We start from the raw sequence: 12,065 nt of genomic DNA on the forward strand, positions 1-12,065 counted from the left end.
ACACCGCGCCACGGCGGTGGCGGGGAGAGCCGCAGCCGGTCTCGCGGGTCCTCCCTCGCCGGCCCGAACGCCCCCCACCCGCACCGACCCAAGGGACACGAAGTGGTGACCACGACACACACGACCGCTCACACCGCTCACACCGCAGGTGAGGCCACCCTGGACCGCATCGCCTGGCTGCGACTCTCCTCGGTCACGCTGCCGCTCGCCACGCCCATCAGCGACGCCAAGGTGCTCACCGGTCGTCAGAAGCCGATGACGGAGGTGGCCTTCCTCTTCGTGGAGATCGTCACCGAGCAGGGGCACGAGGGCGTCGGCTTCAGCTACTCGAAGCGCGCCGGCGGTCCCGGCCAGTTCGCCCACGCCAAGGAGATAGCCGACACGCTGATCGGCGAGGACCCCAGCGACATCGGCAAGATCTGGACCAAGCTCGTGTGGGCGGGCGCCTCCGTCGGCCGCAGCGGCCTGGCCACCCAGGCCGTCGCCGCCTTCGACGTGGCGCTGTGGGACCTCAAGGCCAAGCGCGCCGGACTGCCCCTGGCCAAGCTCCTCGGCGCCCATCGCGACTCGGTGCGGTGCTACAACACCTCGGGTGGATTCCTGCACACCCCCACCGAGCAGGTCCTGGACAACGCGAGCGCCTCGCTGAGCAGCGGCATCGGCGGCATCAAGATCAAGGTCGGGCACCCCGACGGCAAGTTCGACCTGGCGCGCCTGACCGCCGTGCGCGAGCACATCGGCGACGACGTCCCGCTCATGGTCGACGCCAACCAGCAGTGGGACCGGCCCACCGCCCAGCGCATGGGCCGCGCGCTGGAGGGCTTCGACCTCGTCTGGATCGAGGAGCCCCTCGACGCCTACGACGCGCAGGGGCACGCGGCGCTCGCCGCGTCGCTCGACACCCCTGTCGCCACCGGCGAGATGCTGGCCAGCGTCGCCGAACACGTCGAGCTGATCCGGCACAACGCGGCCGACGTCATCCAGCCCGACGCTCCCCGCATCGGTGGCATCACTCAGTTCCTCAAGCTCGCCGCGCTCGCCGAGCACCACCACCTCCAGCTCGCTCCGCACTTCGCCATGGAGATCCACCTCCACCTCGCGGCGGCCTACCCGATCGAGCCGTGGGTCGAGCACTTCGACTGGCTGGAGCCGCTGTTCAACGAGCGCCTCGAGATCCACGACGGGCGCATGCACGTCTCGTCCCGGCCCGGACTCGGCTTCACCCTCAGCGACCAGGCCAGGGCCTGGACCGTCGCCGAGCACGAGGTGGGTTCGCGCCCCTGACGGGCCCACCCACCGCCCACGGCGGGCTCCGGCGCCCCATGGCCCCGGTGCGGGCAGCGCAGTCATGGACAGCCGCGCTGCCCGCGCCGGAAACACCGCCCGACCGGCGCCCGCCCTGACGCGCCGTCAGTCCTCCCATCCGACCTGATCCTCAGGAGCAGTAACCCATGACCACGTCCTACACCCCGGCCGACCTGCGCACGCGCCTCGGCTCCGGACTGCTGTCCTTTCCCGTGACGCACTTCAAGAGCGACCTGTCCTTCGACGAGGACGCCTACCGGGAGAACATCGTCAGGCTGGCCAAGTACGACGTGGGAGGGCTCTTCGCGGCCGGCGGCACCGGCGAGTTCTTCTCGCTCACGGCAGCGGAGGTCGAGCGGGTCGTCGCCGCCGCCGCGGACAGCGCCCCCGACGACACGCCCATCCTGGCCCCGGCCGGATACGGCACGGCCGCCGCGATCGAGCACGCCGCCGCGGCGGAGCGGGCCGGCGCCGACGGCATCCTGCTCTTCCCGCCCTACCTCACCGAGGCCAACCAGGAAGGGCTCGCCCGCCACGTGGAGGCGGTCTGCCGCTCCACGTCCCTGGGCGTCGTCATCTACAGCCGGGCCAACGCCGTCTACTCCGCCGACACCGTGGCCCGCCTCGCCGAGAGCTGCCCCAACCTCATCGGTTACAAGGACGGCGTCGGCGACATCGACACCATGACGCGCATCTACGCCCGACTGCGCGAGCGGCTCACCTTCATCGGCGGCCTGCCCACCGCCGAGACGTTCGCCCTGCCCTACCTCGAACTGGGCGTCACCACCTACTCGTCGGCCATCTTCAACTTCCTGCCCGAGTTCGCCCTCGACTTCTACACCGCGGTCCGCGCGCGCAACCACGACGCCGTCACCCGCATGCTCACCGACTTCGTCCTCCCCTACACGGAGATCCGCAACCGGCAGGCCGGGTACGCGGTCAGCATCGTCAAGGCCGGCATGACCGCCACGGGCCACCCTGCGGGCCCGGTCCGCCCGCCGCTCACCGACCTCACGGAGGCGGAGCTCGCGGAACTCACCACCCTGATCCACAAGCTCCCCACGGCCTGATCCAGCCGCGGACCGCAACCTCACCCCGCCAGACCGCGCGCGACTGCCACGGACCTGGCGGGTGCGGTGTTCATCGACGGCAGACGCAGCAACTCCCGGCACCTAACGCCTAGTTGACCCGCGTCCCAGGGGTTCTCAGGCACCGTTCCGCTGTGCTTCCATCACTGGCATGCCACAGGCATGCCGGAGATGAGGAGCAGCTTCCATGAGATCGATGTTCCGACAGCTCGTGTCCCCGATCCGCCCCCTGCTGCGCGCGGGCCCCCTCCTGGCCGCCCTGCTGATTCCCCTGGCCACCGCCCCTCCCGTCACGGCCGCCACAGCCGCCCCGGCCGTCGCCACGGACGCGCGGGTCGGGCTCGCTCCCAGCGGAGTCGCGCGGCCGGTCTGTGCCGACACCCCGCTGCGGCTCACCTTCGGGTCGGCGGTGCAGCTCGGGACGGAGGGGCGGCTGAGCGTGCACCGGGCCGCAGACGGCAGCGTCGCGGATGTCGTCGACCTCGCCGATCCCGCGACGTACCAGCGGCTGATCGGCGACGCCCGGTCCGACTACGGCGAGCCGCACCGCTGGACCTACCAGCCCGTGGTCGTGGAAGGCCGTACGGCCACGGTCCTGCCGCACCACCCCCTCGACCCGGGCCAGGAGTACTACGTCACCGTCGACCCGGGCTTCTTCCGCGGTCACCGGGGCATCGAATCGCCCCGCATCTGGCGGTTCCGGACGGCCGGCGGGCCGCGGCCCGGCAGCACCGAGCTGAGCGTGGACGCGGCCGGCGGTGGCGACTTCTGCACCGTGCAGGGCGCCGTCGACTTTGTCCCGCACGGCAACACCCGCAAGGTCACCATCGACGTCGCGCCCGGCACGTACCGGGAGATCGTGTACGTCGGCCAGGACCGGCCCCACCTGCGGCTGCGCGGCGCGGGCGCGGGCCGGACCGTCATCGGATACCCCAACAACAGCGTCCTCAACGGCGACTCGGCGATGGCCGACGTACCGCCCGAGCAGAGCTACTGCCCGCGCCGGGTACTGCCCCAGCCGGACCGGTTCAACTGCTGGCGCGCCGTGTTCGGCGTCGACGCCGACGACTTCCGCATCCAGGACGTCACCGTCCACAACCTCACCCCGGAGGGCGGCTCGCAGGCCGAGGCGTTCCGCGGCAACGGCGACCGGATCGTCCTTGACCACGTCCGTGTGCTGAGCTTCCAGGACAGCCTGCGGCTGCAGGGCAGGGCGTTCGTCACCGACAGCTACATCGAGGGCGACGTCGACTTCGTCTGGGGGACCGGCGGCGTCTTCATGCAGGACTCCGAGCTGAAGGCCCTCGACCTCGGCTACCTCAGCCAGGTCCGCAACGCACCCGAAGGACCCGGCAACGTCTTCGTCAACACGCGCCTCACCCGGGGGAGTTCGGTGGCCGACGGCAGCGTGCTGCTCAGCCGCATCGACAGCCGTTTCCCGGCCAGCCAGGCCGTGTTCATCGACACCGCCATGGACGCCCACATCGCACCCGTCGGCTGGGGGCTCACCGGGTTCGACTGCACGTCGGGTCAGCAACTGCGGTTCTGGGAGTACGGCAGCAGGACCCTCGACGGGCGGCCCGTCGACACCAGCGCGCGCCTGGCCTGCTCCCGGCAGCTCGATGCCGCCGAGGCCGACCGGTGGCGCGACCCGGCCCAGCTCCTAGACGGCTGGGACCCGCGCCCCAAGTCCACCCGTACGGAAGGGAAGTGAGGCCACGTCATGTCCGCCCTGAACCGTAGAACCCTGCTCGGTGCCGTGAGCGCCGCGGGCACCGGCGCACTCGTCGGCGCCACCGCGCCCGCCGCCGTCGCGCAATCGGCCGCCACCGGCTCCCGGCCGCGCCCCGTCGCCCCCGTCGACCAGGACGTCGCGGCGGCCCACAGCATCGACTACAAGGCGCTGCCCCAACAGGCCGTGGGCGTCGACGTCGAACAGCTCATGACCGTGCACACCGCGAGCGACATCGCACCGCTGCGGCAGCGTCTGGTCGCCGAGGTCTGGAAGTCCGCCGACGGACGGCTGCCCGACACCCTGCCCACCGTCGAACAGGCCGTCTCCGCACCGGAGTTGCCCGCCTTCACCGGACTGCGCCGCATCGACCGGCTCACCGTCGAGTTGCCCTACGGGCTGCGCTGGCACGCCTATCTGCTGCTGCCCCGACGGGCCGGCGCCCACGGCCGGTTCGCGCTCTACCACAACGGGCACGGCGAACCCCTCGACACCATGCAGCGCACCGCGCAGGCCCTCGTCGACGCCGGGTACGGAGTCCTGCTGTGCGCCATGCCGCTGTACCACTGGAACCCGAAGGAGATGCGCGACCCGGCGGACCCCGGCACCACGGTGACGGTCGGCAACCACAACGAGTTCGAGCCCTGGGAGAGCGAGACCTTCTCCACCCTGCGCCTCTTCCTCGAACCCCTCGCCGTCGCCGTCAACCACCTGGTGCGGACGTACGACCCGCCTTCGCTGCAGATGATCGGGCTCTCCGGCGGCGGCTGGGCGACCACGGTCTACCCCGCGCTCGACCCGCGGATCACCCGCAGCTATCCCACCGCCGGATCCCTGCCGTTCTTCCTGCGCTCCGCGCCGCCCAAGCCCAGCCCGACCACCGGCGACTGGGAGCAGCGACGTGACCGGCACCCGGTGTTCTACGGGATCTGTGACTGGCCCGACCTGTACGCCCTGGCCGCCGTCGGCCGCGACCGGCGGCAGATGCAGATCCTCAACCGGTTCGACGCCTGCTGCTTCAACGGCGTGGGGCACCGCAGCTACGAACCCGTGGTGCGCCAGCGGGTCGAGGTCATCGGCAACGGCCACTGGGAGCTGCTGGAGGACGCCACCCACGGGGAGCACACCATCAGCCCCCACGCGCTCGACGTGATCCTGTGGGACCTCGACGTGGCCAGTGCCGGCCGGCCGTGACCGGCGTGCCGTGACCGGTGGGCCATGACCGGCGGATCTTCGCCAGGAACGTTTCCGTGAACAGGTCGGCCGAGGCGGCGGGGAGCGCCCGGCCGATCTGTTCAGCGGCGTGCACCGACGCCACCTCGCCCCGGTCCGGTCAGGGAGTCGGATGCTCCCGGCGGTAGCGGGACGCCTCGCCGGCCGCGTGCGCCGCGAACAGTTCGGCCGTCGTCTCGGGCGAACCGTGCCGCAGCGCGTCGAGCAGGTCGACGTGCAGCTCGGCCATCGCCCGCCAGTCGCCCCCGTACCGAGGATTGCTCACCACGTGCAGACCCCACATGCTCGGCTCGATGAGGCGCCACAGCCGCAGCAGGAGTCCGTTCCCGCACGCCGCGCAGACTGTGCGGTGGAAAGTCATGTCGGCGTCCCGGAAGTCGCCGATGCTGCCGTCCTGTGCGGCCCGCCGCATCGCGTCCACGCTCTGGCCGAGCCGCCCGGCGAACTCGGCCGTGAGGCGCCCCGCCGTGCGCCGGGCCGCGTACATCTCCAGGAGCACCCGTATCTCCCGCACGTCCTGAGCCTGCTGGTCGGACACCTCGGTGACGTAAGTGCCCCGGTGAGGCTGGGAGTTGACCAGGCCCTCGTGCGCGAGCCGCTTGATCGCCTCGCGGGCGGGGGCCTGGCTCGTGCCCACCCGGCGGGCGATGTCCGACTCCACGATCCGCTGCCCCGGCGCGAGCTCACCGCTCACGATCATGTCGCGCAGCAGGGCGTAGACGTGGTCCGAGAGGAGGCGGCGGGGGACGGCCGGAGCCGGAGCCGCCGTGCGGGCCGATCCGGAAGCGCGGCGCACAGCGGGGGAGGAGGGCGGCGAGGGCGGTTCCGCGACAGGGAATTCCGGGTCGGTGGGAGTGAGCGCCATGGGGTGGGGCGTGGGGGTGTCCTGCGGCGCGCCGGGTTCTGGCGCGCCGCTCTCGCCGCCCTCGGGCCTGCGCACTCGCAACTGCTCCTGCTCCTGCCAGATCCGCGCCACCGTCGACTGCGACAGGCCGAGCCGCTCCGCCAGCACGCGCGTCGAAGGAGCCGGTTCGCCGGCTGCCGCCCGGAGCAGGGCCTCGGCCACCAGGCGCTCCGCGTCCGGCCTGGCCTGGCTGCGCGGCCGGCCCGACCGCGGGGCGTCCGCGAGTCCATCGACACCCCGCTCGGCGAACCGCCTGGACCACTTGGCGACGGTCGCCGCACTGACCCCGAGCGCCCGGGCCACCTCGCCCGCCCCGCGGCCCTCGGCGCGCGCGAGGACGATGCTGCTGCGCAGCCGCAAAGCCTGGGAACCGTCCCGCGTCCAGGTGGTGAGAACGGCCAGGTCCGCCTCGGTCGGGGTCCTGAACTCAGGCTGCTCCGTCATGCGTTGCCCTCCCTGCAGGCCACGGACTTGTGACTCGCTCGACCGGCGGTGGCCCGGGGGACATCACCAACTTTTGGGTGAGCACACCGTCTTGACGCTGTATCACAAGGCATTTATGAAGTAATCGTTGCTCGATTATTGACCCAATAAACCATGCTGGTCCAGCGCGCCCCGGCGCCCCGAGCCGACCTGGAGAACCCATGCGGAATCGGCGTACGGCAACAAGTGCAAGAACCGGCTCGCTCGCCCGGGCGTCCGTGACCGCGACCCTGCTGCTCGGCCTCACCGCCTGCGGAGGAGGCGGCTTCTCGGACGGCGGCGACGGCGACAGCGGCAAGGGCGGTGACGGCGGCGACCGCACCGTCCGGGTCCTGGTCAACATCACCCCCAACCTCACCAAGACGTTCTGGAACGACCTCGTCGCCCCCTTCGAGAAGGCGCACCCCGGCGTCGACGTCAAGATCGAGGCTCCCACCGGCAAGGGCGTCGCGGACACCCTCCAGCAGCAGCTCGCCGCGGGCGACGCCCCCGACGTCGTGGAGACACTGCTGCCCGACAAGACCCTCGCCCCCCAGATGCTCGACCTCACGGACGAGCCGTGGACCAAGGACACCCCGCTCGTCGAGGAGGCGTCCCTCGACGGCCGGGTGTACGCCGTCGGCGTCGGCGAACAGGCCCAGTCCCTGGTCTTCTACAACAAGGACGCCTTCCGCAAGGCGGGCATCGACGAACTCCCCGAGACCACCGACGAGTTCACCGCCGCCATGGGCAAGCTCAAGAAGGCCGGCTACCTGCCGCTGCAGACCGCGGGCGACTTCACCACCGGCCTCCAGCTGCTCCAGCTCACCGACCCCTCCCTCGCCCAGCGCCACCCCGACTGGTACCAGAAGGTCCAGGCGGGCGACCTCACCGTGGGCGAGACCATGCGGCCCTACCTCAAGCAGTACAAGACGTGGATCGACCGCGGCTACATCGACAAGAACGCCCTGGGACTCAAGTACGCCGACGGCGAGACGAGCTTCCTCTCCGGCAAGTCCGCCATGTACGTGATGGGCAGCTGGTTCACCGCAACCGAAGCCGCCGCCGACGACAAGGACTTCGAGGTCGGCGCGTTCCCCGCCCCGGTCGACAAGGGGCAGAAGGCGCCAGGGCCCCAGGGCGCCACGCTCGCCGCCCCCTACATGATCCTCAAGAAGAGCGGCAGCAAGGACACCGCGCGCGAGCTCGTCGAATGGCTCGTCACCGACAAGAAGGCCGTCACCGCCCAGCTGAAGCAGGACGGCAACTTCCGCAGCGGCGTCGACCGCGACCTCTCCCCGCTGGAGCGGGACGTCCAGAAGATCCTCGACGACGCGCCCGCCCGGGTCGCCCAGGGCGAGGGCTACGGCGACGACACCCTCCCCAAGGGCTTCAACACCGCCTGGAACACCGAGGTGCAGGGCCTGTACACGGGCCGCTCGCCCGACGACGTGGCCAAGGCCGTCGACCGCTGGGTCGAGGCGCACCGATGAACCGGTCTGCCGCACCGCCCCGCCGCCCTGCCGCACGGACCCACCGCGGCGCCGCACCGACCCGCCGGGCCCGCGACCGCCGCGCCGGCCTCGCGACCACCGTCATGGTGCTGCCCGCGACCGTGCTCTACACGGCGCTGCTCGCCGTGCCGGTCGCCCTCGCCTGCTATCTGAGCCTCACCGACTGGGACGGGTTCAGTGCCGCGCCGTCCTTCGTCGGAGGCGCCAACTACCGCGCCCTGGCGAACGATCCGAGTCTCGGCCGCTCCCTCGTCGTGACGCTGCTGCTCGCTGCCTTCGGCACCGTGGGGCTGAACGTCCTCGGGCTCGGCTTCGCCCTCCTCCTCAACGGCCGCTCACGCGTCAACACCTTCTTCCGGATGGTGCTCTTCTACCCGCACGTCCTCAGCGCCCTCGTCGTCGGCTTCCTGTGGAGCGCCATCCTCGGCACGACCGGCGCCGTCAACGGACTGATCACCTCGCACGGCGGCGACGTCCTGCCCTTCCTCGCCGATCCGGACTGGGCGCTCGGCACCCTGGTCGGGGTCGTGGTGTGGGCCGCGTTCGGAGTGAACGTCGTGCTGTACCTGGCCGGGCTCCAGGCCGTGCCGCGCTCCCTCACCGAGGCCGCCCGCATCGACGGCGCGAGCCGGTGGCAGGTCCTGCGCCACGTCACGCTCCCGGCGCTCGGCCCCTCCGTCACGGTCAACATCGTGCTGTCCCTGGTCACGCTCCTGAAGACGTACGACCTGGTGGTCTCGCTCACCGGCGGAGGACCGGCCGGACAGACCCAGACCATCGCCTACCTCATCCTCTGGAACTCCTTCCACGACGGCCGGCTCGGCCTCGGCTCGGCGCAGTCCGTGGTGCTCATGGCCGTGACGGCCGCACTCGCCGTGGCCGTCGCCCAGCTGCGCAGGCGTGGAGAGAGCGCGGTGTACTCATGAGCCTCGACAACCTGACGAAAAGGGCCCCCGCCACCGCACCGCCGAAGACGCCCGAGCCCGTGGCCCCGGCACCGCGCCGGGTCCCGCGCCCCGGACGCACCGTGCGCCTGGTGTTCCTCGCGATCGTCGCCACGATCATGCTCGTGCCGCTCTACGTCCTTGTAGTGAATGCATTCAAGTCGCAGTCGCAGATCCTCACCGACCCGTTCGGACTGCCCACCTCCGGCACCCTGGCACCGCTCCGACGAGCTCTGCAGGGCGAGGAGTTCGACCTCGTGCGCGGCTACGCGGTCACCCTCCTCTTCGTCGTCTGCGTCAACGTCCTGTCCATCGCCCTCGCCGGACCCGTCGCCTACGTCATCGCCCGCAGCCCGCGCCGCCGCTTCCGGGCGCTGATGCTGTTCTTCCTCGCCGGGACGTTCATCCCCAGCCAGGTCCTCGTGATCCCCGTCGTCTACGTCCTCAAGACCGTCGGCCTGATGGGCACCGTGCGCGGCTTCGTCCTCTTCGAGACCGTGCTCACGCTCCCGTTCTCCGTGTTCCTGTACGCCGGGTACATCACCACCGTCCCCCGCGCGCTCGACGAGGCGGCAGCGCTCGACGGCTGCGGGCGCAACCGCACCTTCTGGCGCATCGTGTTCCCGCTGATGCGGCCGGTCGTCGCGACCATGGTCATCCTCAACACCTTCTCGGTGTGGAACGACTTCGTGAACCCGCAGATCATTCTCGGCCCCGGCAGCGGCCTCTACACGGTGACGACCGGCGTCTACGCGGCGGTCAGTCAGTACCAGACCGACTACACCGTGGTCTTCCCGACGCTGCTGCTCGCCGTGGCCCCCCTGATCGTCTTCTTCGTCTTCATGCAACGCCACATCATCAGCGGCCTCGCGGCCGGTGCGACGAGAGGCTGACCGTGACGTCCGACAGATCCGTGGTCCTGACCGCCACCGTGCCCGTGGGCACCCCGCCCGTCTGGGCACTGCTCCAGCGCCGCCTGTTCGACGTCCTCGACGACGCCTGGCGCGCCTTCGCCGACCGCTACTGCGCCCCCGACGGCAGCCTGCGCTACGCAGGACGGGTCGAGGAACGCGACGGCGGCGACGACTTCTACGAGGCGTTCTTCAACTGGCCCGTCCTCTACCGGCTCGGCGGCGCCGACGACCTCCTCGACGCGAGCAAGCACCACTGGCGCGGCGTCACCGCCCAGCTCACCGAACTCGGCCTGGTCGTCGACGAGTTCGAGCGCGGCTACGACTGGTTCCACCTCGGCGAGTCCATGCTCCTGTTCTACGGCATCTGCGCCGCCGACCCCGCCGACCCCGAATTCGCCGCCCGGGCACGGAAGTTCGCCGATCTCTACCTGCCGGGGTCACCGTCGGGCAACTACGACCCCGTCGCCCGGATCATCCGCGCCCCGCACAACGGCGCGGGCGGCCCCCGCTTCGGCCTCCAGAAGGAATGGGCCTCCTACGGCGCCGACCTGACGTCCATGAGCCGCTTCGGCCTCCCGCTGCGCGACCTCGACGGCATCACCCGGTGGGACGACCTGGCCGACTCCGCCCACGCCCGCCGCATGGGTGACGCCATGAACGCCCGGATCGGCCGCGGCGACACCGCCGTCGACCTCGCCGCCACCAGCCTCGCCGTCAACGCCTGGCTGTACGACCACGACGACCGCTACCGCGACTGGGCCCTCGACTACCTCGGGGCCTGGCACGAACGCGCCGTCGCGTGCGGGGGAGTGCTCCCCGACAACGTCGGGCCGGGCGGCACCGTGGGCGAACTGCACGACGGCCGCTGGTACGGAGGCCTGTACGGGTGGAGCTGGCCGCACGGCCTCTACAGCGTCGGCAACGCCGCCGTGGTCGCCTCCGTCAACTCCGTGCTGCTGGGCGGCGGGGACGAGCTCCTCTCGCTGGGCCGGGCTCCGCTCGACGCGGTCCTCGACCACGGCATCGAGGCGCCCGTCACCGGAACCGACATGAGCATCTCCGACCGATGGCTCGCCGAACTGGGCGACGACGCCGACCGGCCCACCCTCCTCGTTCCCAACCGGCACGCCGATTCCGGCTGGTTCGACCACCAGCCGCCCCAACTGGGGCTCCCGCTCTGGCTGTTGCACGCCTCGGGTGCCGAGAGCGACCGGGACCGCCTCGAACGCATCAGGAAGGCGAGCGGCTACGACTGGCGCACGGTCCGGGCCTTCCGCAACAAGGAGGAGGCCGGACACGAGGCGCCCTGGCTCGCCTACCTGAACGGCGACAACCCGGACTACCCGGCCGAGATCCTGCGCGTCGCCCTCGGCCAGGCGGCCCGGCGCCTCGAACTCATCGCCGCCGACACCACCGACCCGTCCGAGATGCACATCCACCACTGGCAGCGGATCAACCCCGTCCTGACCGAAGCGCTCCTCCAGCTGACCACCGGCACGCCCCAAGTCCTCTACAACGGGGGACTGTTGCCCACCCGGCTCGCCTACTGGGACGCCGGCCGTGGCCGCCCCGGACTGCCGCCGGACGTCGCGGCGCTCGTCGACACGGTGACCCCGGACCGGGTGCGGGTCGAGCTGGTCCACACCGGGCACCGCCATCCGCGCACGGTCGTCGTCCAGGCCGGCGGATTCGGTGAGGCCCGCATCGAGCGGGTCGTGACGGAGAGCGCGGCCTCCGGCCATCCCGGGGATCCGCGTGCCTATGCGGCGCCCGAACCCGTGCTCAGCAAGGCCGAGCTGGCCGTGCAGGCCGGTCATCTGACGGTGGAGCTGCCGCCGGGGCGTCGCATCCGTCTCGATCTCCGGCTGACGCCGCGGCACCGGCCGCCGTCCCATCAGACCGCTCCCGTCTAGACCACCACGCCGGGGTTGCGACAGCGGGCCGGCAGGGGTTGCTCGCGCAGTTCCCC

The 12,065-nt window shown here is 71.4% G+C and carries 9 protein-coding genes; 8 read left to right on the forward strand and 1 reads right to left on the reverse strand.

All coding sequences use genetic code 11. From position 1 onward, the window contains the following. Positions 1-102: 102 nt before the first annotated feature. The 4 genes from M4J07_RS14810 (at position 103) to M4J07_RS14825 (ending at position 5,319) form a co-directional block, all read left to right on the forward strand. Positions 103-1,284 carry an L-talarate/galactarate dehydratase gene (locus M4J07_RS14810; protein WP_255971916.1) on the forward strand — a complete coding sequence of 394 codons (1,182 nt, stop codon included), beginning with the start codon at positions 103-105 and terminating at the stop codon, positions 1,282-1,284. Between the two features lie 167 nt (positions 1,285-1,451). Further along, a complete protein-coding gene (gene kdgD / locus M4J07_RS14815) occupies positions 1,452-2,375 on the forward strand; it encodes a 5-dehydro-4-deoxyglucarate dehydratase (protein WP_255971918.1) in 924 nt (307 codons plus the stop codon). Positions 2,376-2,580: 205 nt separating this feature from the next. Next, positions 2,581-4,107, forward strand: a complete 1,527-nt coding sequence (locus M4J07_RS14820) for a pectinesterase family protein (protein WP_255971920.1) — start codon at positions 2,581-2,583, stop codon at positions 4,105-4,107. 9 nt (positions 4,108-4,116) lie between these two features. Next, a complete protein-coding gene (locus tag M4J07_RS14825) occupies positions 4,117-5,319 on the forward strand; it encodes a hypothetical protein (RefSeq protein WP_255971922.1) in 1,203 nt (400 codons plus the stop codon). 139 nt (positions 5,320-5,458) lie between these two features. Here M4J07_RS14825 and M4J07_RS14830 read toward each other — a convergent pair whose 3' ends face one another. After that, positions 5,459-6,706 (reverse strand): FCD domain-containing protein, encoded by a 1,248-nt coding sequence (locus M4J07_RS14830; protein ID WP_255971924.1) that lies wholly within the window; start codon positions 6,704-6,706, stop codon positions 5,459-5,461. Between the two features lie 257 nt (positions 6,707-6,963). Between M4J07_RS14830 and M4J07_RS14835 the strand changes: the two genes are divergently transcribed. The 4 genes from M4J07_RS14835 to M4J07_RS14850 are packed head-to-tail and all read left to right on the forward strand — an operon-like array spanning position 6,964 to position 12,009. Continuing rightward, complete coding sequence (locus M4J07_RS14835) at positions 6,964-8,217, forward strand: ABC transporter substrate-binding protein (RefSeq protein ID WP_255971926.1); 1,254 nt, start codon at positions 6,964-6,966, stop codon at positions 8,215-8,217. Then, complete coding sequence (locus M4J07_RS14840) at positions 8,214-9,164, forward strand: carbohydrate ABC transporter permease (protein WP_308284751.1); 951 nt, start codon at positions 8,214-8,216, stop codon at positions 9,162-9,164. Before M4J07_RS14835 ends, M4J07_RS14840 begins: the two co-directional genes overlap by 4 nt. Then, positions 9,161-10,075, forward strand: a complete 915-nt coding sequence (locus tag M4J07_RS14845; protein ID WP_255971927.1) for a carbohydrate ABC transporter permease — start codon at positions 9,161-9,163, stop codon at positions 10,073-10,075. Before M4J07_RS14840 ends, M4J07_RS14845 begins: the two co-directional genes overlap by 4 nt. Positions 10,076-10,077: 2 nt before the next feature. Next, the gene (locus M4J07_RS14850; RefSeq protein ID WP_255971929.1) at positions 10,078-12,009 is read left to right on the forward strand and encodes a hypothetical protein; all 1,932 of its coding nucleotides are present in this window, start codon (positions 10,078-10,080) and stop codon (positions 12,007-12,009) included. Positions 12,010-12,065: the final 56 nt, after the last annotated feature.

It is taken from the genome of Streptomyces longispororuber (genome assembly GCF_024448165.1).
Lineage (GTDB): Bacteria > Actinomycetota > Actinomycetes > Streptomycetales > Streptomycetaceae > Streptomyces > Streptomyces longispororuber_A.

Bases quoted from the DNA above. Each gene is read 5' to 3' on its own strand.
- M4J07_RS14820 (WP_255971920.1), top strand. From the start codon at position 2,581: ATGAGATCGATGTTCCGACAGCTCGTGTCCCCGATCCGCCCCCTGCTG.
- M4J07_RS14830 (WP_255971924.1), bottom strand. From the start codon at position 6,706: ATGACGGAGCAGCCTGAGTTCAGGACCCCGACCGAGGCGGACCTGGCC.
- M4J07_RS14845 (WP_255971927.1), top strand. From the start codon at position 9,161: ATGAGCCTCGACAACCTGACGAAAAGGGCCCCCGCCACCGCACCGCCG.
- M4J07_RS14840 (WP_308284751.1), top strand. From the start codon at position 8,214: ATGAACCGGTCTGCCGCACCGCCCCGCCGCCCTGCCGCACGGACCCAC.
- kdgD (WP_255971918.1), top strand. From the start codon at position 1,452: ATGACCACGTCCTACACCCCGGCCGACCTGCGCACGCGCCTCGGCTCC.
- M4J07_RS14825 (WP_255971922.1), top strand. From the start codon at position 4,117: ATGTCCGCCCTGAACCGTAGAACCCTGCTCGGTGCCGTGAGCGCCGCG.